Here is a 22,716-nt window from a genome sequence, read left to right on the forward strand (position 1 = left end):
TTTTCAATCCTCTTTTGAAAATCAGCCCGTTGTTTTTTGTCTTCCCCGTTTCCTAGGTATTTCTAGGGTTTGGAATGACAATGCCGTTACCGCAAACTCTTTCATCACCTTACGATAAACATCACGCTTAAATGACACCACTTGCCGCACAGGATACCAATAACTTACCCAGCGCCAATCGTCAAATTCAGGATGTCCAGAAGAACTCAAATTAATCGCACTATCTTGGCTTTTCAGTTGTAACAGAAACCACTTTTGTTTTTGCCCGATACACACAGGTTTACTGTCTTGCCTCACTAAACGCTTTGGCAAACGATAGCGCAACCAAGAACGGGTCGAGGTTAATATATGCACGTGTTCAGGTCTTAGGCCCACTTCTTCATACAACTCACGGTACATAGCCTCTTCTGCTGTCTCGCCATCATCGACGCCACCTTGAGGAAATTGCCATGAGTGTTGACCGAAACGTCTAGCCCACATGACTTGGCCATATCTGTTACAAATTATAATGCCCACATTTGCGCGAAAGCCGTCGCTATCAATCACATGGACTCCAAATCACATTAAATTTTAATAAACTGATTGTTTCATAAAGCTAGTCTCTCAGCAAACCTCTATTTTATCCTAAGCTTTGGATAACATCTGACTTAAAAGACATTTATCAACAATGCTAGGGGATGGAATCCGGGGATATCCACATTTTCTGTGGATATCTCTGTTTGAAACTCAGGTGAACTTGTTATAACGTTCAAAAAACATCTATTTACCATCGTTTTTAAAATTTAGAGTTAAAACTTAATGGCAAACAAATTCATAAACTTGCACGTTAATCACGATTTATTTTAGACTAAAAAACCAATAAAGCTCATTATTTGACCAGCAAGAAGTATTTATATCATTCTCGCGATATTACTCAACTTTATACACAAATAGTGTCCACAACTGTCCACAAAAGCCAGAATAAATGCACTTTATTCGCATTGACTTAGGATTTTTATTAGGTTAAGAGGCTCACTTTACTGAGTTATCCATAATATCTGTGGATAAGTATGTGGGGAACGCAAGGGAAAGCAGAGAGTAACTTTGAACACTTTTTTGCAAAACGGGGGTTAACACGGATATAAAATTTAAAATCAGTCACTTAGAATAAAAACATTCGGTACAAGTTAATCCACCCTGTAGGGCTCATTTTTTAACCACCATTGCTAAGCGGTTATTTTTAAGTAAAATCCAGCCATGAATCGAATTATCCCCCCTGAAAATCTATCTGAACTACTCGAACGTGCCAACATGATGGCGGGCGTGAGTTTGGCGCAGATAGCCAGCCAAAGAAGCATTCGTGTCCCCAAGGATCTTAAACGCGATAAAGGTTGGGTCGGTCAACTAATCGAAATGGAATTAGGCGCAACGGCGGGTTCTAAACCTGAGCAAGATTTTCTACATTTAGGGGTCGAGCTAAAAACTATCCCCATTGATACACAGGGGCGACCGCTGGAGACCACATATGTCTGCGTGGCGCCGCTATCGAATATCCAAGGATTAACCTGGCAAAACAGCTTAGTCTGCCATAAGTTACAGCGAGTACTTTGGGTACCCGTTGAAGGAGAGAGGCATATTCCTGTGGGTGAGCGCCGTATAGGTACGCCAATATTGTGGGAACCGGATCCGCACGAGTTGCAATTACTGCAACAGGATTGGGAAGAGATCATGGAGCTTATCGCCCTCGGAAAAGTAGAGAGGCTTACAGCGCGCCACGGCGAAGTGCTGCAATTGCGCCCTAAGGCCGCTAATAGTAAGGCGTTAACACAAAGCATTGCCGAAGATGGTAGCCTCAAAATGACCAACCCTAGGGGCTTTTATTTAAAGACCAGTTTCACTGCTATGATACTTAATAAGGTATTTGGTTAATTTTTAGTAACGATATGGACTTGGATTGATCCAGATCACAAATTTCACTGGCACTAAGGTGACTCTTTTCTATAAACTACGGCATCCTGAAATCACAGCCGTATTCGGATACCAATCAAGCAGTGAGAGCACGTAGACAAGCGAAAAAACTCCTTTTTGCGATTTTAGCTTGGGCGATTGCCATGGCTGCATTCGTGTTTTTTCGATATGCCCAATCACCAGAGCTGCCCCAATGGGCGGTAAGTTCGGCTGATCTCGCAACACTTGCTATCTACATGGGGATTATTTTCGGCAGCTTACATTGGATGTCGAACGTCATTGCCGATTTCAGTGCAATCAATCGCCTCCCCTATGTGTTTTCAGTCATCTTTAAGGGCTTGTTTTTATTACTGGGTGCTACGACGTTAGCTTACATGACTCAGTTTTTAAATATGTGGGCCATCGAAAATCACATGTCGACCCTCAGACAAATGCTGACGGCGCACATTCTCTATAGTCCTTCATTCCAAGCATTGATCGTATATTTGGTCGTTGTACGAGTCAGCTTAGCTTTTGTCGAGCAAATGGCATTATTAGTCGGGCCGCGTATTTTACTCAACATAGGCCTTGGTAAATACCACAAGCCAAGATATGAGCAGCGCTTATTCCTCTATTTAGATATGGTCGCCTCAACCACACATGCCGAATCACTTGGCGATTACCGTTTTAGTCGATTGATCCAAGACAGCTTTAGTTTACTTTCAGATACTGTGTCCAATAACGAAGCTGAAATCTACCGCTATATGGGAGATGCAGTGCTGCTTCACTGGCCATTAGAAGAAGGGATAGTTCACGACCGCTGCATGAATATTTATTTTGAATTTAGCCAACAACTGAACTGGCAACGCCGCTACTTTGAAGAGCATTATGGCTTTGTGCCGAAATTTAAAGCGGCGGCCCATTGTGGCCAAGTCGTCGCTGCAGTTGTTGGTGTACAGAAACAAGAAATTAGTTTCTTTAGTGACGTGCTCAATACCTTAGCAAGACTGCAAGACCAATGTAATCCACTAGGACAGCGCATGTTGATTTCGGGCGCACTCGCGGGACGTTTAGATAACCCCAACACTCAGTATCACCTATCAAATCTAGGCCCAGTCAAACTCAAAGGGAAACAACACTCAATTGAAGTGTTTGGCGTTTCCCCGCTTTGATTTGTAATCGACTTTAAGCTTTAGCTTGAATTAATGCTTTGCTGTTACAGTCAGTTTATTCCTCGTCCTTAGTTAATAATTTTTGGATCATTAACCCTAAAGTGCGGAAAGTTAAGATCCGACTGGTGGTTTGACGCCAGACCAGGCCGATATCACGGTAAGGTGCCTCACCCGGTGGCGTCATCACCACTAAATCTGTGTCATTCAAAATACCCGCGTCAATGGCCATTTGCGGAAGAAACGTGGTGCCCAGTTTACTGTTCACCATCTGCACTAAAGTATGCAAACTGGTGGCGGCAAACGGATTGACTTTCGCACTATCACCTAGCTGACATGCAGTAATAGCATGGCCTGTGATGCAATGCTCACTTTGCAGAAGAAAAATACTCTCGTCCGGCAGAGTTTGATAATCAATAGGTTGATGTATGCCACCCGCTAAATCTTTGTGGGCCACCATTTTGAAAGGATCTATGCCCACTTTCATGCTGTGGTAACCGCTAGTATCAACGGGTAGCGCTAGGATCAATAAGTCCAGCTCTCCTTTACCCAAAGCATCTAGCAAACGCTCAGTGGTATCTTCCTTCAATAATAAACTCATCGCCGGATAAGATTGCTGACACTGGCGGATCACACGACTCAATAGGAAAGGCGCTATGGTTGGAATACAGCCTAAGCGAATATCCCCCGTCATCGGCTCACCTTGATTTTTCACTAATTCCACCAAATCATCCACATCAGTGAGAATTTTACGGGCGCGCTGCACTACTTCTTCACCAATGGCGGTAAACATAAATGACTTATGGTCTCGCTCAATCAACTGATGTCCTAACTGCTCTTCTAGGTTTTGGATCCCACTTGAAAGCGTTGATTGACTGACAAAACACACCTTAGCGGCGCGGTTAAAATTCTGCTCTTGATGGAGATTCACCAAATAGAATAAGTTTTTTAAGCTAGGTAAACTTTTCATTTTCTCGATTGCCATTAAGGTTATGAATTAAGAAATTAAATCTACTTTAGCATAAGTGATGAGCAATAACGCGGCATAAGATATCAGGATTGTGACCCGAATCGATATTCAATCGGTTCGCCGTAAAACTTAAGTGGGAGTAACAAAATAAGATGGGAAAAGCGCTAACAAGAAAATGTCGAAAACAACAAACTTAATCGTAAAACCAATGCAAGATTCACTCAATTGAGCGCAACAATAGACATTATTGCTGCGCCTTAACTTACCTTAGCAAGTAATATTTTATGCTTTGGCTTGGAGGAATAACTTTAACTGTTGTAAATCTGCACTCGCGTGTTCAACGATGTCAGCAACCCAAGAGCCATGTTCAGCATCCCATCTTGCTTCTTCGCCATGCTGTAATAATTGGGCGATCTGCTGAATACGTTTTAACCCCACAGAACCTGCAGCACCTTTAAATTTATGTGCTTCTGAACATAAGGTATCTTTGTCTGCTGCGTCGTTAGCCTTCACTAGATTTCCAACATATTCAGGCATTAACTGCTCAAATAACACCACACTCTTGAGTAAGGTACCGGCACCAATGGCGCTGCAGTACTGTTCGAGAGTATTGAGATCTAGGATTGCTTCTAATTCAACTGTGGCCATAAGGCCTCCCTTAAGTGGTTCAATGCTTAAAACGAATTTATCACATGATACCCACTAAAATTGTCAGTGCAACTTATAGCGATATTCATGGTCTAATTCAGATTAAAATTAACAAAAAACAAACTAATAGTCGTAAATAAACGCTTACGAAATAATAGCGACGACATAACATTTAGGGAGTAAATTTATCCCACTAACTTGCCTCTATCGTTGCGCTAATGCGTGCCCTTGTCCACCATAAAGCTGCAAATTATCCACAATCGCCACCAATCCATCCCAACGATAGGCACACCAATCGGGTGCTAATAGCATAGGTTTTTTCGCATAAGCGGTGACACGGTGAAAAATAACTTCTAGGGGGGTATGGCGGATAATCTCGCCGACACTGTGGGCATAATCCTCAAGACTCAATAAAGGTAAGCGCCCACTTCGCCACGACTTAGCCATAGTGCTACCTTCGACGATATGCAAAGGATGTAGCTTCAAGCCATCAACGCCCTGCTGCAATACAGCAGCTAAAGTCGCCATATAATCGCTATGGGTTTCATCGGGTAAGCCAAGAATGAGATGAGTGCACACCTTAAGACCGCGAGCTCTCGCCCTCGACACAGTGTCACAATAACAGGCGAAATCATGGCCACGGTTAATTCTACGCAGTGTTTCATCTTTGGCTGTTTGCAACCCGAGCTCTAACCACACATCGACACCATTTTCCTGATAGCGCGCCAGTAAATCCAGTACATTATTCGGCACACAATCGGGGCGAGTTCCAACACATAAACCGACTATCTCGCCATCTTTAACCGCTTCATCGTACTTAGCCATTAACACTTGATATTCATCGTAAGTGCTAGTATAGGCTTGAAAATAAGCAATAAATTTATCGGCTTGTGCCTGAGGCTTCGCCTCACGATAGCGGCTCTTACCCTGTTCGAGTTGCTCAGTAATACTCAATACATCGGCAGTTTGATGGCTAAATGACGCCACATTACAGAAAGTACAACCTCCGCGCCCTAAAGTGCCGTCACGGTTAGGGCAAGTAAACTTGGCATCTATAGTGAGTTTTCGCAGTCGGGTGCCATATCGCGCCTTACAAACGGCACCAAAGGTGTTCACATATGCATCAAGCCCCATCAGAGCACCCACCAAATTTCATATCGCTTCATTGAGAATAACCAAGATAAAATCACAAATAGAAAAGAAAATACGTGAACAAATAGAAGAAAAAGCTTAGTGTAAATAAGGTAGCGAGAGTTTTCTTGGCGCTACATCAAATTCCCGCCTGACTCATACCGTTATTATCATAAATGTGCGCATCCTCAAATTAGCCAGCTTACCGCTGAGATCTTGCTCACACCAAAATGAATAACAATTCAACAATTTTAATTTTTTATCTATTTACTGTGTTTGCAATAAAAATCACTATTTCTAAATCAAAAACAATCCCACCAGCATGTTACACCTTGGTAAATTTTGAGTTTGATAGTTTTTAAAATTCTTTTTATTCATAATGTTATACGGCACATTTTACTGTTGACGTTAACGTAAGGCAATTGTGATTTGTGTATAAAACATGAATTAATACCCATGTTTTATGCAAATTTTTGGTTTGACCTTTATTGAATCTCAGGCTAATTTGGGTGGTTCGGGTGCATATCTATAGAAAGTCTTTACATTTTCTCCCCGAGTAGTAATCAGTTGAGGTCTAGGGAGGTTTTTGTATGAGCTTATATCATCCCAGTTTTGAGCGGGACAATTGTGGTTTTGGGTTGATAGCACAGATGGATGGCGAAGCCAGCCACCGTATAGTGCGCACGGCAATCCATGGTCTAGATCGCATGAAGCACCGCGGGGGCATTGCCTCCGACGGTCGCACTGGCGACGGCTGTGGTTTATTAATGCAATTACCCGTGCAATTTTTTGAAGCGATTGCCGCGGAAAATGATTGGCATTTGAGCAGAAAATTTGCCGTAGGTATGCTGTTTTTAAGTCAAGATGATGAACTGGCTGACCAAGCCAAGTTTATTCTTGAGCGCGAACTCGAGCGTGAAACCTTAAGTATTGCAGGCTGGCGCAAGGTGCCTGTCAATCCCGATGTGTTAGGTGAAATTGGCAAGGCTAGCCTGCCACAAATCTACCAAGTACTGATCAACGCCCCCATTGGCTGGCGTGAAAAAGACTTGGAACGTCGCCTTTATATGGCGCGTCGCCGCTTAGAGCAGCAAATCACCGACGACAAAGACTTCTATGTCGCGAGTTTGTCAGGCCAAGTTATCGTCTATAAAGGTCTGATGATGCCTGTGGACTTGCCCGCGTTTTATCCCGATCTCGCGGACATTCGCTTAAAAAGCTCTATCTGCCTATTCCATCAACGTTTCTCAACGAATACTTCTCCTAAATGGCCATTAGCTCAGCCGTTTAGATATTTAGCCCATAACGGCGAAATCAATACGATTACGGGTAACCGTCAATGGGCTCGTGCCCGTGCCTATAAGTTTAATTCGCCGCTACTGCCAGATTTGCAGCAGGCCGCTCCCTTTGTGAATGAAACAGGCTCAGACTCTTCATCTTTAGATAACATGCTGGAAATGCTGTTATCTGGTGGCATGGACTTATACCGTGCCATGCGTCTATTGATCCCGCCTGCTTGGCAAAGTAATCCAGAAATGGATGACGAATTAAAAGCCTTCTACGACTTTAACTCTATGCACATGGAGCCTTGGGATGGTCCGGCTGGTATTGTGATGACCAACGGTCGCCATGCCGCCTGCGCCGTAGACCGTAACGGTCTGCGTCCATCGCGTTATGTGATCACAAAAGATCGTATTTTGACCTTAGCTTCCGAAGTCGGAATTTGGGATTACGCCGCCGATGAAGTGATTGAAAAAGGCCGTGTTGGGCCTGGCGAATTGCTGGTATTAGATACCTTGAACGGCCGCCTGTACCAATCTTTTGAAATTGATAACGATCTTAAACGCCGCCACCCTTACAAAGAGTGGATGGCGAAAAACAGCCGTACTTTAACGCCAGCGGAAGATTTAGCCTCAGAGCAGCACGGTGCCAGCGAGTTAAGCCCTGAACTATTGCTGCAATACCAAAAACAATTTGGCTATACCCGTGAGGAATTAGAACAAGTCATTTGGGTATTGGCGAAGCAAGGTGAAGAAGCCACAGGCTCCATGGGCGACGACACACCTATGGCGGTATTGTCGAAAAAGTCACGTTCACTGTATGACTATTTTAGGCAGAAATTTGCTCAAGTAACGAATCCACCTATCGACCCCTTACGTGAAAAGCACGTCATGTCGTTGACCACTTGTATTGGCCGTGAACAGAACCTCTTCAATGAAACGACTGGGCATGCTTACCGGGTAATGTTCAATTCACCTATTTTATTATTCAGTGATTTTAACCAGTTACTGGGATTAGATAGCACTTACTATCGCGCCAATATTGTCGATTTAAATTACGAACCACAGGAAGGCTTAGAAAGTGCCATTCGCCGTATCACAGCCGAAGCCGAGCGTTTAGCCCGCAGCGGCACGACTTTGTTGATCCTTTCGGATAGAGCCATAGGTAAAACGGCGCAAGTGATCCCCGCGGCCATGGCGGTCGGTTCTGTGCAACAAATGCTGGTGAATAAGAGCCTGCGCTGCGACACCAACATTATTGTTGAAACCGCATCGGCGCGAGATCCGCATCACTTTGCTGTATTGCTTGGCTTTGGTGCCACGGCGATTTATCCGTATTTAGTGTATGAGTCAATTTCCGAACTGGCAAAACGCCATGACTTAACCGATACCACGGCATTGATGTTGAACTTCCGCTACGGCATCGAAAAAGGCTTGCGTAAGATCATGTCCAAAATGGGCATCAGCACTGTCGGCTCCTATCGTTGCAGCCAACAATTTGAAGCCATAGGCATTGCCAGCGAAGTGATCGAACTGTGTTTTAAAGGCGTAATTAGCCGCATCGAGGGTGCAGGCTTTGCAGACATCGCCCAAGACCAAGCTATTCTGCACAAAGCGGCCTACCGTGCCCATGTGCCATTACCGCAAGGTGGCCTGCTGAAATACGTTGAGGGCGGCGAGTATCACTGCTTCAACCCTGATGTGGTCAACACCTTGCAAGCGTCATTGATTGACAAAGACTTCGCGAGCTATAAAAAATTCGCCGAACTCGTCGACAATCGTCCCGTGGCCACACTGCGTGACTTAATCGGTATTAAGGGCGCGCAAACATCGATTGATGTCGCCGATGTAGAAGCGGCATCAAATCTATATTCACGTTTTGACAGCGCCGCCATGAGTATCGGCGCCTTGAGCCCTGAAGCCCATGAAGCACTGGCTATCGCGATGAACCGCTTAGGTGGCCGCTCGAACTCAGGTGAAGGTGGTGAGGATGCACGCCGCTTTAATACTGAACGCAACTCAGCAATTAAACAGATTGCCTCGGCACGCTTTGGCGTCACGGCGCATTATCTAGTTAATGCCGATGTGTTGCAGATTAAAGTCGCCCAAGGGGCAAAACCCGGTGAAGGTGGTCAGTTACCCGGCCATAAAGTGAGTGTTGAAATCGCCGGACTGCGTCATGCACGTCCTGGTGTGACCTTGATTTCACCGCCGCCGCACCACGATATTTACTCTATCGAAGATTTAGCCCAGCTGATTTTCGACTTGAAGCAAATCAATACTAAAGCGCTGATTTCAGTGAAACTTGTGTCAGAACCCGGTGTGGGCACTATCGCCACCGGCGTGGCCAAAGCCTATGCGGACATGATCACGATTTCAGGGTATGACGGCGGCACAGGTGCTAGCCCAATTACCTCAGTGAAATATGCGGGCAGTCCATGGGAGCTAGGGTTAGCCGAAGTGCATCAATCGCTAGTGGAAAATGGTCTACGTCATAAAATTCGCCTGCAAGTCGATGGCGGCTTAAAAACCGGTACCGATGTGATTAAAGCCGCGTTATTAGGCGCCGAAAGCTTTGGTTTTGGTACTGTGCCTATGATCGCCCTAGGTTGTAAATACCTGCGTATTTGCCACTTGAACAACTGTGCGACTGGCGTAGCAACGCAAGATAAAAACCTGCGTGACAACCATTACCATGGTCTGCCAGAGCGAGTGATGACTTACTTTGAGTTTGTTGCACAGGAAGTACGTGAATGGATGGCGACCTTAGGGGTGAGCAAGTTTGAAGACTTAGTCGGTCGCAGTGAATGGTTATATGCCCTCGAAGGCCAAACCGCGAAGCAACAAGGCTTAGATCTGTCACCGATTTTGTATCAACCCAAGGTGCCTGCAACCTCGTCACGCACTTGGCAAGAAACCAATCCACCGGCCGATTTAGGGCTGCTTAACCAGCATTTATTAAACGAATGCCAAAGCGCTGTCGATAAGTGCGAGAGTTTCGATGCCGCTTACAGCATCAACAACACAGACCGTTCCGTTGGCGCGACGTTGTCAGGCTATATCGCAAGCACACTCGGCGTCAAAGGCACCAAAGCACCGGTCAAACTGAGCTTTAACGGCAGTGCCGGCCAAAGCTTTGGCGTGTGGAACAGTCCTGGCCTTGAGTTAAAACTCTGCGGCGATGCCAACGACTATGTGGGTAAAGGCATGTCTGGCGGCCAAATCGTCATCTACCCGCCAATTGGCAGCCCGTTCCAAAGTGAGCGTAGCGCCATTGTCGGTAACACGTGTCTTTACGGCGCGACGGGCGGCAAGTTCTTCGCCGCAGGTCAAGCAGGCGAGCGTTTTGCAGTCCGTAACTCTGGGGCGATTGCTGTGGTTGAAGGGCTTGGCGATAACGGCTGCGAATACATGACCAGCGGCATTGTGGTTGTCCTTGGCAAAACAGGGGTGAACTTCGGCGCTGGGATGACAGGCGGTTTTGCCTATGTGTTCGATCAATTCGGCCGCTTCAATCGCCGTGTGAATACTGAGCTTGTCGATACTCAAAAACTCGAATCACCTATTCATCAACAACATTTAAAAGGTCTGATTGAAGCCCACGTGGCCGAAACGGGCAGCGAACATGCCAAGATGATCTTAAGTGATTTTGGTAACTGGTTAGATTGCTTCGTATTAGTAAAACCTAAAAATATTGCCGTGGCCGATCTGCTCAAATTAGAGAAATCGAGCCCAGAATTAGTTGTAAAAGCGGGGTAATGGCGCATGAGTAACGATTTTCAATTTATTGAAGTGGGTCGTAAAGACCCCGCTAAACACCCTGCGGCTAAACGTGCGACTCAGTTTATTGAGATCTATCAGCCTTTTGCTCAGCCTCAAGTGGCTGAGCAAGCGGACCGCTGTTTAGATTGCGGCAATCCTTATTGTGAGTGGAAGTGCCCGCTACACAATTATATTCCTAACTGGCTCAAGCTAGCGGAACAAGGTCGCATCATGGAAGCGGCAGATTTAGTACATGAGACCAACACTCTGCCCGAAATCTGCGGCCGTGTTTGTCCACAAGACAGACTCTGTGAAGGTGCTTGTACTCTGAACGACGACTTTGGCGCTGTCACTATCGGTAATGTCGAAAAATACATTACCGACACAGCGATCGCCCAAGGCTGGCGCCCCGATATGAGCAAGGTCACGCCACGCCCTGAACGAGTGGCGATTGTCGGTGCGGGTCCTGCGGGTTTAGGCTGCGCGGATATTCTGTCTCGCAACGGTGTTAAAGCTGTGGTCTTTGATAAATATCCACAAATTGGTGGTCTACTCACCTACGGTATTCCGTCTTTTAAACTCGACAAAGCCGTTATGGCGACCCGTCGCAGTGTATTAGAAGGCATGGGCATTGAGTTCAAACTCGGTGTCACTGTCGGTAAGGACATCCCATTTACTAAACTGCTCGAAGAATACGATGCCGTCTTCCTCGGTATGGGCACCTATACCGCGATGAAAGCAGGCCTTGAGGGTGAAGATGCCCAAGGCGTATACCAAGCCCTGCCCTATTTGATTGGTAACACCCATCATTTAATGGGCACCCAGAATACTGAAACGCCCTACCTGAACCTTGCAGGTAAACGTGTGGTGGTATTAGGCGGTGGTGATACTGCGATGGATTGTGTGCGCACAGCCGTCAGACAAGGTGCCAGCAGCGTAGTCTGTGCTTACCGCCGGGACGAGGCCAACATGCCAGGCTCACGTCGTGAAGTGCAAAATGCGCGGGAGGAAGGCGTTAACTTCCTGTTTAACCGTCAACCTGTGGCGATTAAAACCCAAAATGGCAAAGTGATCGGCATTGAATGCGTCGAAACAGCCATGGGCAAGGCCGATGCAAGCGGTCGTCAACGCGCCGAAGCGATTACTGGTAGCGAACAATTGCTCGAAGCCGATGCCATTATTATCGCCTTTGGTTTCCAACCTAGCCCAGCACCTTGGTTTGCCGAACACGGTATCGAGCTCGATCAATGGGGCCGAGTCAAAGCGAGTAAGTTAGATGAAAACCCATTCCAAACCACCAACCCGAAGGTGTTTGCCGGTGGTGATATGGTGCGTGGTTCTGACTTAGTCGTGACAGCCATTGCCGAAGGTCGCGATGCCGCCCAAGGTATTCTTAATTACTTAGACTAAGCGCTATAGATTAAGCGCCAACGTGTTTGTTTTACAGGTAAAAAACATTTTACCCTTGTCATTTTAACAAGCACTCCAATGGCTGGACTCGTGCAAACGAGTTCAGCCATTGGCTAGTGACTTATCGCAATCGGTTGATGGATAAAATAGATAGATGAAAGCGTGCATCTTAGGAGCGCACTTTTTTCGTTAACCCTCCCGCGTTTTACCCCGCGATTATCAAGCAATCCCAATCTCGCCATAACGACTGCATAAAACTGTGTGGTATATTAGCCAGCATTCCCGTGTCCCACTCTTTAAGTGTTGAATCAAAAAGGTCTCCCATGAAAATTGGAATTATTGGCGCAATGGAGCCAGAAGTCGCTCACCTGATCGCCGCCATGACAAATGCGACATCGCAAACCATTGCTGGTATTGAATTTATTGCTGGTACTCTCGCGGGTAAAGACGTAGTAGTGACTCGCTCAGGCATAGGTAAAGTCGCCGCAAGTATTGCGACCACGCTACTCATCGAAAAATATGCGCCGGATGCGGTGATCAATACTGGTTCTGCCGGTGGTTTTGTGGATTCGCTGGCCATTGGCGATATCGTGATTTCTTCTGAAGTGCGTCACCATGATGTGGATGTCACCGCCTTTGGTTATGAAATTGGCCAAATGGCGCAGCAACCTGCTGCGTTTATTCCTGCCGCACATTTAGTTGAAGCAGCCAACAAAGCGATTGCTCAACTGGGTGAAGTCAAAGCGATTGAAGGTTTGATTTGTACTGGCGACAGCTTTATTTGCGATCCTGTTCGCACCCAAGCCATGCTCAAAAACTTCCCGACTATGGCTGCCTGTGAGATGGAAGGCGCGGCAATCGCTCAAGTTTGTCATCAGTTTGGAGTGCCATTTGTGGTGATCCGCTCTTTATCGGATAACGCCAACAATGACTCGCCAGTGGATTTCGACTCTTATATTGTCAAAGCGGGTTATCACTCGGCTCTGATGGTGATGTTGCTGCTTGAGCAACTGAATCCTAGCGCAATAAAATAATCACTTAAGTGGAAAGTACCGAATGCACACCTCTTTTTATCAACAACTTGTCGAGATAGATGGCGCTTTGTTTGAAGGCTTTTTGGTACTTTTTTTTGCTTTGTTATTGGCGCGGTTAGCGCCATTACCACGGGAAATGCAGCCGCTTATTTGGTTTGGCCATTTAGCTAAGCAACTCGCCGCCAAGGTAAATCGCCCAGAACGCTCTCCAAGCCAACAAGCCACAGCAGGCTTTTTAGCTATGATGCTGTTACTGTTTCCGTTTTGGGCCATTATCACCTTTTTGCTCGAACTGGCCGCCTTTCCATGGTTTTTCGAATTTTTGGTGCTTTATCTATGCTTAACCGATGCAGGGTTTAGCCAAGTCGCCGATGAAATCGCTAAAGCCTTAAAACGTGGAGACAATGCCAGCGCAAAAAAGCTTTTACAGCCTTGGGTAGTGCGCGATACCGATAGTTTGTCGGAAATCGGCCTAGCCAAAGCCACCATAGAAAAACTCGCCACAGCGCCTATTTACGGCACAGCATCGACCATTTTCTTTTTCGCTATTGCTGGAGCACCGCTAGTGCTAGCTGTGCGAATGCTCAAACAACTCGAATTGAGCTGGCCGCCCATTCAACCAAAGTATCAACATTTCTGCAGTACTGTGAATGGTGTATCGATTATCTTGCTGGCGATTCCGGCTTGGTTGTGGAGCCTGTCGCTCGCCATTCAAGGCGGGCCTAAGGCGTTTGCAAAACTTTTTAGAGCCCCTAAAAATCATCACGCTATTCGAGGTTATGTTCTCAGTGTGAATCTCGTGGCCAGTATTTTGAGAATCGAGCTCGGTGGACCACAGAAGTTTGCTGGCGTGCGTATCAATGTGGATAAATTGTGCTACGGTCCGCAGCCAACCTGTGATGACATCACGCCTGCAATTAAGCTGACCTCACGTGCCTGTGCTATCTGGTTTAGCTTTATCATTATACTGCCCTTGTTATGGGCAAGTTTACGTTGGTTACAAAGCCTGTGATATGATGCCGCATTATCTCAACGTGAAGTTAAAGGCTGACCATCTTGCTCGAAAACATGCATGTTTCATTAACAACACCTGCGTTGTCATTTCCTGCTATCTCATTGTTATTATTAGCTTATACCAATCGTTTTTTTGCCTTAGCCGCATTAATCCGAAATTTAAGCAATGGTGAAAAACCCGTACATAAAGATCAAATTAAGAACCTGAGCCAGCGTATTACTATCATTCGTCGAATGCAGGAAGCAGGCGTGTCAAGCTTTGCCCTATGCGTACTGTGTATGATTTTTATCTATATAGGCTTTAATAAAACCGGCTCAGTGATTTTTGGCGCTAGCCTACTGCTCTTGCTCTATTCACTGATTTTATCTGTGATTGAAATCCGCATCTCTGTTGACGCATTAAATATCCATATCAAAGAGATGAGTAAATGAGCCAGTGGATCTACTTTTTTGATTTATGGGGTACCGCTGTATTTGCATTATCCGGCGCACTTGCCGCTGGACGCCATAGAATGGACCCCTTTGGCGTAATAGTGCTCGCCTCGGTTACCGCTGTCGGTGGTGGCAGTATTCGTGATGCCTTAATTGGTGCAACGCCAGTGTTCTGGATCCGCGACCCGAATTACATCATAGTGATCCTCGCGACCGTGCTCGTCTGTTTGCTATTAGTCCGTCGCCCTCGTAAGGTACCAGAGTATATTTTACCCGTCGCAGATGCCTTTGGATTGGCCCTCTTTACCGTGATAGGTGCTGAAAAGGCCCTCAATATGGGCTTGAGTGGGATGATTGCCGTCGTAATGGGCTTGATCACAGGCGTGGGAGGAGGCATTATTCGAGACTTACTGTGTAGACAAGTTCCTATGGTCTTACGCACAGAAGTCTATGCCACAGCTTCGATCATAGGTGGTATCGGCTATACCGTGAGCTTAGCCTACGGTATGGGTGAAAAAATGGCGCTGTTTCTGGCGATGGCCAGTGCCCTGTTAATCCGCTTAAGTGCCATCAAGTGGCATCTTTCATTACCGGCCTTTGATCTCAAGACCAAGAGGGAATAGTTTGCGAATATTGTGTTTTATTTTGTGCCTCATTTTTGTTCCAGCCCTCAATCCTGCAGCGGCGCAAGCCAACTCAGGTGAAATGCCACAAGAACAGCAGTTAGCCGTAAAATATATGAATGCGCTAACTGAACACGACTATAAGACACTGCGAAAATTCTATAACCGCGAAAGCGTCTTCTTCGACAAAACCGCCAACCGTAAATACACTGGCGGCCGCTTCATTATCGACTTCCTTGAGCGTGCCCACGAGGGCGTGCTCGAGTACAACTTCAACATAGAACATATGTATAATGCAGGCTCTTTAGTGGTGATGATAGGTAACTACCATTTCAAGGGTCCAGGTGAACAATTTGGCAAACCGGGGAAAATCATCGATGTTGCGATACCTGGTGTGACAAGCCTTAAGATCGACATGCTCAATCGCAGAGTAACGGAACATGTCGACCTAATTGATTACCAGACCATGTCAGACCAATTAGCGATGCAGTAGTCACAAAATTTACCCGTCTTTGAAACTTGATCCCTAAAAACGAGTCGAAACTAACAATGAGTCAATACCACTGCGTATTTCACCTTTGAAAAATTGACTGAGCCGTTTCGTTTCAATGAGGTTTGTATGAAGTTTTTTGGATTGATTGCCCTACTCGCCCTTAATGGCTTAATACTGGCCCCCAAAGCACAGGCCTTACAGCCCATTATCGTTTCCTACGCCGTTCAGCCAGTAAGCCATTTTAATCAACAACTACGTACCGCTCAGGCACAACATCAGCCTTGGTCGGAAGATCCCAATAAAATCAGCAGCCAATATGCAGGCAACAAATTTACCTTAGTGCGAACTCAAACCAATAAAGACGGCATTTTAACCTATCAAGTGAGCGAGCTTTCCAAGCAGCATCCACAGATGCTGTTGATTATCTCACTGAAACAAAACGCTAAACTTTGGCAGGTAAGTTCGGCCCAATTGGCATGGAAATGCAGTGGTGGGCAACACTTTGGCACCGACAGATGTAATATCGCCGAGCATGAGGCCAGCACAGCGCCTTAATCTTGTATTGTCAAAAGATTCAAAAACAAAGAGCGCCCTAAGGCGCTCTTTTTGTTCGTTTAAACTTACTGTAGCGTAAACCTAACTAAACCAACGTCACTATACCAAAGTCACTTTGGCAAACTTACGTTTACCGACTTGGAATACAGCAACAGTACCCGCTAACAAAGTCACACGGCTATCTTCTAGTTTTTCGCCGTCCATCTTTACCGCGCCTTGCTTGATCATCCGCATCGCTTCTGAAGTCGATGACACTAAGTCAGCGTCTTTCAACAGATTGGCAATCGCAATACCTTCACCAGCAGCTAACTCAATTTCTTCGATATCATCGGGGATCATGCCCTTAGAACGATCGACAAAGGCTTGATGCGCACTTTCGGCAGACGCTGCATCGTGGAAACGTGTGATAATTTCCTTAGCTAAGGCGATTTTAATGTCACGTGGGTTAGACCCATTCGCCACATCTTGCTTAAACTGTTCAATTTCAGCCAGTGGGCGGAATGACAGTAGTTCAAAGTAGCGCCACATCAAGTCATCCGAAATTGACATCAGCTTGCCAAACATTTCGTTGGCAGGTTCGCTCACGCCAATATAGTTATGCGCCGATTTAGACATTTTCTTCACGCCGTCTAAACCTTCAAGCAGCGGCATCATGATCACAGCTTGTGGCTTTTGGCCTTCGGCTTTTTGCAGTTCACGGCCCATTAACAGGTTGAACTTTTGATCTGTACCACCCAGCTCAACATCGGCCTGTAGCGCAACTGAGTCATAGCCCTGAAGTAAAGGATACATAAACTCATGAATCGCAATAGACTGACCCGAAGCATAACGCTTCTTAAAGTCATCGCGCTCCATCATACGAGCCACAGTTTGCTTAGACGCGAGACGGATCATACCAGCGGCGCCCAATGGCTCTAACCAGCTTGAGTTGAATTCGATACGAGTCTTAGCAGGATCGAGGATCTTGTAAACCTGTTCTTTATAGGTTTCTGCGTTCGCTAAAACTTGTTCACGGGTGAGCGGCGGACGTGTGCTATTTTTACCACTTGGGTCCCCCACCATACCAGTAAAGTCACCAATCAAAAAAATGACTTCATGACCTAACTCTTGGAATAATCTTAATTTATTCAAGATTACTGTGTGTCCAAGATGGATATCCGGAGCGGTAGGGTCAGCGCCTAACTTAATACGGAGTGGACGTCCTTCTTTGAGTTTTTCCAGCAGATCCGCTTCGAGTAAAATCTCATCGGTACCACGTCTAATTTCTGCTAATACTTGGTCTAAATCAGCCATCTCGGCAGGGACTCCTAAGGCCATGATCATAAAATGAAGAGACTTATGTTACTTGTTAGCCACCACAATTGAAAGTGTGTACACTAACGGGATTATTTAAGTCTCTGGTTATTGGTATCGGCGTCAATGGGAAAGGTTATAACGTTATTTAAATTGTTGCCTAAAAAGCATCAAATTCTCCTTAGCATTCTTTCAGTTATCACAATGATAACCATGCTTCTACCTTCTGAAGAAGCGCAAGCTTCAAGACAAACCACTAGCATTGATGACCAAGCTCAAATCAACACCCGTTATGATGTGCCCTTAGCTTTTCGCTCGCCTGAACGCCCTGAGTTACTAGAAGGTCAAACAGATAATGCTCCGACAACGGCTGAACCGTTATCCTCACCCGATGCGCTCGCTGCAGCTGGAGCTAATAATCAAGCCGCAGGATCCCACGAAAGCGCTCTCCACAGAGATGTCGAACATTTTAACGTCAAAAATGGTGATACTTTAGCCGCGGTATTTGACCGCGCTGGCTTAACCAGCAAAGACGTTTATGAAATCACCCAGTTGCCTTTAGCCAAGCAAAACTTACTTAAGATAATGCCGGGCGAAGAAATTGTGATTTCAAAGGATGCAAACGGTAATTTGACTGAAGTACGTTATCGGGTCGATGCTATTTCCACGCTAGTCATCACTAAAAGCCAAGAGCAATACAACGAAAAAATCTCCGAAAAGGATGTGGAAATCCGCAACCATTTCACCAGTGCCAAAATTAAGAGCAATTTCTGGAATGCCGCTGTGGATGCAGGCATGTCTGCTAACCAGATATTACAATTATCGACCGTATTCGGCTGGGATATCGACTTTGCCTTAGACTTACGCGAAGGCGACAGCTTCGCCATTATTTACGAGCAAGAATATGCCGATGGTGAATTTTTGCGTAATGGCAATATCTTAGCTGCAGAATTTGTTAACCAAGATGAGCGCTATACTGCCATTCGCTATACCGACGGTAACTATTATTCCGAAAATGGCACTAGCATGCGTAAAGCCTTCCTGCGCTCACCGGTCGATTTTAAGTATGTCAGCTCCAACTTTAACCCAAGACGTTTGCACCCAGTGACAGGCCAAGTCAAAGCCCATCGCGGTGTAGACTATGTCGCAGCCATTGGCACGCCCATTAAAGCTGCGGGTAGTGGACGCGTTATTGAGTCTGGTTATAATCAATTCAACGGTAACTATGTGTTTATCAAACATAACGATACCTATACCACCAAATATCTACACCTCACAAAACGTAATGTCAGCAAAGGCGCCAACGTTAAGCAAGGACAAATTATTGGTACTTTAGGTAAAACAGGCCGTGTCACTGGGGCTCATTTACATTACGAATTTATCGTCAATGGCGTACACCGCAACCCGAGAACGATTACGCTACCGAAATCCGAATCAATTGCGAGAAAAGAAAAAAATCAATTCGATACACTTAGCAAGCAATTGATGACTACACTTTCGCAAAACAAGCAAACGCAATTGGCAATGCAATAACGACGGATGGATTCCTCCCAATGAAAAACGCTTATTATATTGGACTTATGTCAGGCACCAGCATGGACGGTGTCGATGCAGTATTGGTCGACTTTTCAGGCGCGCAGCCGCAGCTTATCGCCAGCCATACCGAAGCTATTCCGAGCCATTTGCTCAAAGGTCTACAGCGCCTGTGCTTACCCAGCTCAGATGAAATTAACCGCCTCGGCCGTTTAGATCGTAATGTGGGTCAGCTGTTTGCTTTAGCAGTCAATAATCTGATGGCTAAATGTGCTATTGCGAAAGAAGATGTCATCGCCATTGGTAGCCATGGTCAAACCGTGCGCCATATGCCAAACCTCGAAGTGGGTTTTACCTTACAAATTGGCGATCCTAATACTATTGCGACCGAAACAGGCATAGATGTCATTGCCGATTTTCGTCGCAAAGATATTGCCCTTGGTGGCCAAGGCGCGCCCTTAGTACCCGCATTCCACCAGCAAACCTTTGCCCAAGTCGGTAAAAAACGTGTCATCCTCAATATTGGTGGTATTGCCAATATCACCTATCTGCCGGGCAATAGTGAAGAAGTCTTAGGCTTTGATACAGGACCAGGCAACACCTTAATTGATGCCTGGATGCAACAGGTTAAAAGTGAGCCCTTCGATAAAAATGGCGAATGGGCTGCATCCGGAAAAACTGATCAAAGCTTATTAACTCAGCTGCTTTCGCATCCGTATTTCTCCCTTGCTTACCCTAAAAGCACCGGTCGCGAACTGTTTAACCAAGCTTGGTTAGAGCAGCAATTATCGCCCTTTAATCATTTAGATGAAGAAGATATTCAATCAACTTTATTGGATTTAACCTGCCACAGCATAGCCCAAGACATTATTAAACTATCCAATGAAGGGGAATTATTCGTCTGTGGTGGCGGTGCATTTAATGGTCAACTGATGCAGCGTCTTGCAGCCTTATTACCAGGTTATAAGCTGGATACTACCTCGGCCCTTGGCGTCGATCCTAAGTGGGCAGAAGGCATCGCCTTTGCCTGGCTCGCCATGCGCAATCACTTAGGTTTACCCGCTAATCTCCCTGCAGTAACAGGCGCCTCCCGCGAAGCCGTACTCGGCGGACGATTTAGCGCTAAGTAATCCACAAAACGCACGTTATTTAAGTAACTTGTGTTTAAGTAAGATGATATCACGCTGTGGGAATCCATCGAGCGTCATCACTAAGCGGTTTGCCTCCGGAATATACGTCATGGAGCCAAAACCGCTTAAGCTCGAACGTGGTACCCTCAGGAGTGGTGTCACCTGTTTACTGTTCGCCTCCCAATAATTCAATAACTGCTCGTTACCATTACTCGATTTAAAATAAACCCCGCTTGCCGTAAGCACCCAGTTATTACCCGCGCGAAACGCTTTAGTTGATATTAACTGCTCAACGTGCTCGGGATGCGCTAAATTAATCTGCCACAGTCCATTCTCACCATCACGGCTAAAGACCAATTCGGTGGCCGATTTTGCAAACCCCACCCCCATACTCAATGAACTAATCACCCTAGGTGCACGATTGTCTAAGTAAAACTCCGTAATGCCATCAGAGGTTGAGGCGAACACAGCAGTCCCCTGCCAATTCCAGCTTGGACGACCATGGTTGTGATAACTCGAGGCTAACGCGGTAATGTTTTTATTGGCTAAATCTAAAATAAAAATTCGATTGCCTTCATTTCGATCATCTGGAGCAATAAATGCGATTTTAGAACCATCGGGTGACCAGCGTGGATAAGCGACTCGTGACTTAAGTTGAGTAAGTTGTTCTAGTTTTTGGCCATTGATATCTGAGGTCCAAATCTCGTTATAACCCGTCTCACTAGAAACAAACACTATCCGTTTCGCCTCGGGAGAATAATCTGGATTACGGTGGCTGATGCTGGAATACAGCAGCGGAAACAAGCTCCCCGGTACAGTATCGCCGAGGGAAAAATAGGCCATCTGGAATTGGCGACGATATTGGTGATAAACCAGCTCTCCCTCTTCAGACACGCTACTGGGATAACTCATTCCTTCCACATCAAGTGGGCGAATACGCGCAGTGTCAATATCAATGGTAAAGCCATTGCGGCTGCCAGAATCTTCTGTCGCGAAGACTAACGCCTGACTGTCGAGTGTCCAGCTTAAACCACGAATATCTTCTAACCCTTGTGTGAGGCGTTTTTCATGGGCACTAGCTAAGTCCCTAATAAAAATATCTTCCGAGATATTACTAAAGCGCCTTGCTATCGCCAGCCAGCGTCCATCGGGGCTGTACGCTAAATCCCGATCTTCATAGTTACAGGGGGTATCGCAGGATAATCGTTCTGCTGTAGCTTCGTTTGATTTAAGAGATAAACGATAAATTCCGCCAATCTTATCTAACTCATGGGCAGAGATATAAGTAAGATATTGACCGTCGGGTGAAATATCTATCGCTGTCATATCCGAACTACAGGGTGCTAAAGCCAACATCTCATTGGTCGCTAAAATCAGCTGAGTGATGGTGCACTTTCCTGTGGCATGACTGCGGGATGCAAAAAATAATGCCGTATCATCTAGGCTCCAAACTGCGCGCAGCTCAGAGGACGTTGAAGGCGTTAACTGGCGAGCGGGAATATCTTCACGTTTAAAATCTTTAAGATAAAGGCTAGAGGTGGCTCCAGGTCGACTCGCTCCATATATTAGCCAACGTCTATCGTGAGATAGTCGGGGGTAACGTTCAGACCCAGGGTCTCGGGTGAGCACGGTAAGTTGAGTATCCGTCATCCTCTGTTTATCTTGGTACAAATGTACACTAATAAATACGCCTGAGACTAAAATAACGGCTCCCATTAGCATCGCCATCAAGCGCATACGCTGAGTCGTATGCAGCAATTTAGCCTCGGTAGTTTGTCGTTGCTCTTCACCGTCATCAAAGGTGTCGTAAATAGGCGGCAATAACAATCGATATCCGGTTTTACGCACGGTTTCAATCACGCCGCTTTCCTGAGCGAAGGGGGATAATTGCTGCCGTAAATGCCAAATCGCGTTGGTGAGCGCCTTAGTTCCCACGTAGACGTTGCCCTCCCATACTTTATCAATCAGCTCATCGCGGGTAACCACATCAGGATAACGAAGGGCAAGATAGCTAAGAACTTCAATAAACTTGGGTTGAAGCGAGACTTTAGCGAATTCGTTTTGGTGAAGTTCATCGCCCGACGTTTGAAATGAAATTGAGTTATCAGAAGGATCAATACGACAACGCCCCAAACAAAAACTCAACTTACTCTTATCCTTCATATTTTCTCACACCCTTGTTATTCATTTTATGGTTACGGTAATGAGTACATCATGTCGCTAAATACTACCTAAGACTTAACAAGGTTGGCAATCTAATGATTTAAAGTAATTATTTAAAATTCAAAATATTAGCTTGTTAAAAATCTAAAA

At 45.8% G+C, this 22,716-nt stretch carries 18 protein-coding genes; 12 read left to right on the forward strand and 6 right to left on the reverse strand.

Features of this window, described 5'->3' with window-relative positions; translation table 11 throughout:
- Window positions 1-21 precede the first annotated feature (21 nt).
- Window positions 22-546, reverse strand: coding sequence for an RNA pyrophosphohydrolase (gene rppH, locus L5M49_RS05330; protein WP_006080762.1), 525 nt, complete (start codon window positions 544-546; stop codon window positions 22-24).
- A gap of 690 nt (window positions 547-1,236) precedes the next feature.
- Between rppH and mutH the strand changes: the two genes are divergently transcribed.
- On the forward strand, window positions 1,237-1,908 hold the full coding sequence (gene mutH / locus L5M49_RS05335) for a DNA mismatch repair endonuclease MutH (RefSeq protein ID WP_131523041.1): 672 nt from the start codon (window positions 1,237-1,239) through the stop codon (window positions 1,906-1,908).
- A gap of 122 nt (window positions 1,909-2,030) precedes the next feature.
- Window positions 2,031-3,098, forward strand: coding sequence for an adenylate/guanylate cyclase domain-containing protein (locus tag L5M49_RS05340; protein WP_105249866.1), 1,068 nt, complete (start codon window positions 2,031-2,033; stop codon window positions 3,096-3,098).
- Window positions 3,099-3,153: 55 nt separating this feature from the next.
- On the opposite strand, the gene oxyR is transcribed toward L5M49_RS05340, so the two are convergent.
- The 3 genes from oxyR to L5M49_RS05355 all read right to left on the reverse strand — a co-directional run bounded on the left by oxyR (window position 3,154) and on the right by L5M49_RS05355 (window position 5,847).
- The gene (gene oxyR, locus L5M49_RS05345) at window positions 3,154-4,065 is read right to left on the reverse strand and encodes a hydrogen peroxide-inducible genes transcriptional activator OxyR (protein WP_105249867.1); all 912 of its coding nucleotides are present in this window, start codon (window positions 4,063-4,065) and stop codon (window positions 3,154-3,156) included.
- A 282-nt stretch (window positions 4,066-4,347) separates the two neighbouring features.
- Complete coding sequence (locus tag L5M49_RS05350) at window positions 4,348-4,713, reverse strand: Hpt domain-containing protein (protein WP_028760840.1); 366 nt, start codon at window positions 4,711-4,713, stop codon at window positions 4,348-4,350.
- Window positions 4,714-4,917: 204 nt separating this feature from the next.
- Window positions 4,918-5,847 (reverse strand): TIGR01212 family radical SAM protein, encoded by a 930-nt coding sequence (locus tag L5M49_RS05355; RefSeq protein ID WP_028760841.1) that lies wholly within the window; start codon window positions 5,845-5,847, stop codon window positions 4,918-4,920.
- Between the two features lie 587 nt (window positions 5,848-6,434).
- Between L5M49_RS05355 and gltB the strand changes: the two genes are divergently transcribed.
- From gltB to L5M49_RS05395, 8 genes are all read left to right on the forward strand, one after another.
- A complete protein-coding gene (gltB, locus tag L5M49_RS05360) occupies window positions 6,435-10,883 on the forward strand; it encodes a glutamate synthase large subunit (RefSeq protein ID WP_263173314.1) in 4,449 nt (1,482 codons plus the stop codon).
- A 6-nt stretch (window positions 10,884-10,889) separates the two neighbouring features.
- The gene (locus L5M49_RS05365; RefSeq protein ID WP_263265590.1) at window positions 10,890-12,296 is read left to right on the forward strand and encodes an FAD-dependent oxidoreductase; all 1,407 of its coding nucleotides are present in this window, start codon (window positions 10,890-10,892) and stop codon (window positions 12,294-12,296) included.
- A 323-nt stretch (window positions 12,297-12,619) separates the two neighbouring features.
- Window positions 12,620-13,330, forward strand: a complete 711-nt coding sequence (locus tag L5M49_RS05370; RefSeq protein WP_173246143.1) for a 5'-methylthioadenosine/adenosylhomocysteine nucleosidase — start codon at window positions 12,620-12,622, stop codon at window positions 13,328-13,330.
- 22 nt (window positions 13,331-13,352) lie between these two features.
- Window positions 13,353-14,342: a cobalamin biosynthesis protein gene (locus tag L5M49_RS05375; protein ID WP_028760845.1), complete on the forward strand. Its 990-nt coding sequence runs from the start codon at window positions 13,353-13,355 to the stop codon at window positions 14,340-14,342.
- A gap of 56 nt (window positions 14,343-14,398) precedes the next feature.
- Window positions 14,399-14,776, forward strand: a complete 378-nt coding sequence (locus L5M49_RS05380; protein ID WP_263265621.1) for a DUF2721 domain-containing protein — start codon at window positions 14,399-14,401, stop codon at window positions 14,774-14,776.
- Window positions 14,773-15,399 (forward strand): trimeric intracellular cation channel family protein, encoded by a 627-nt coding sequence (locus L5M49_RS05385; RefSeq protein ID WP_105249873.1) that lies wholly within the window; start codon window positions 14,773-14,775, stop codon window positions 15,397-15,399. The genes L5M49_RS05380 and L5M49_RS05385 overlap by 4 nt, the downstream gene beginning before the upstream one ends.
- Before the next feature lies 1 nt (window position 15,400).
- Window positions 15,401-15,892, forward strand: a complete 492-nt coding sequence (locus tag L5M49_RS05390) for a nuclear transport factor 2 family protein (RefSeq protein WP_028760847.1) — start codon at window positions 15,401-15,403, stop codon at window positions 15,890-15,892.
- Between the two features lie 126 nt (window positions 15,893-16,018).
- Complete coding sequence (locus L5M49_RS05395; RefSeq protein ID WP_113940677.1) at window positions 16,019-16,447, forward strand: hypothetical protein; 429 nt, start codon at window positions 16,019-16,021, stop codon at window positions 16,445-16,447.
- A gap of 99 nt (window positions 16,448-16,546) precedes the next feature.
- Here L5M49_RS05395 and tyrS read toward each other — a convergent pair whose 3' ends face one another.
- Window positions 16,547-17,740 carry a tyrosine--tRNA ligase gene (gene tyrS / locus L5M49_RS05400; protein ID WP_219250080.1) on the reverse strand — a complete coding sequence of 398 codons (1,194 nt, stop codon included), beginning with the start codon at window positions 17,738-17,740 and terminating at the stop codon, window positions 16,547-16,549.
- Between the two features lie 126 nt (window positions 17,741-17,866).
- On the opposite strand from tyrS, the gene L5M49_RS05405 reads away from it, so the two are divergent.
- Window positions 17,867-19,273 (forward strand): peptidoglycan DD-metalloendopeptidase family protein, encoded by a 1,407-nt coding sequence (locus L5M49_RS05405; RefSeq protein WP_263265591.1) that lies wholly within the window; start codon window positions 17,867-17,869, stop codon window positions 19,271-19,273.
- Window positions 19,274-19,293: 20 nt separating this feature from the next.
- The gene (locus tag L5M49_RS05410; RefSeq protein ID WP_028760851.1) at window positions 19,294-20,403 is read left to right on the forward strand and encodes an anhydro-N-acetylmuramic acid kinase; all 1,110 of its coding nucleotides are present in this window, start codon (window positions 19,294-19,296) and stop codon (window positions 20,401-20,403) included.
- Window positions 20,404-20,418: 15 nt separating this feature from the next.
- Here the strand turns inward: L5M49_RS05410 and L5M49_RS05415 are convergent, their stop codons facing one another.
- Window positions 20,419-22,566, reverse strand: coding sequence for a winged helix-turn-helix domain-containing protein (locus L5M49_RS05415; protein ID WP_263265592.1), 2,148 nt, complete (start codon window positions 22,564-22,566; stop codon window positions 20,419-20,421).
- Window positions 22,567-22,716 lie beyond the last annotated feature (150 nt).

Source organism: Shewanella sp. SM74 (assembly GCF_025653725.1).
Classification (GTDB): domain Bacteria; phylum Pseudomonadota; class Gammaproteobacteria; order Enterobacterales; family Shewanellaceae; genus Shewanella; species Shewanella oncorhynchi.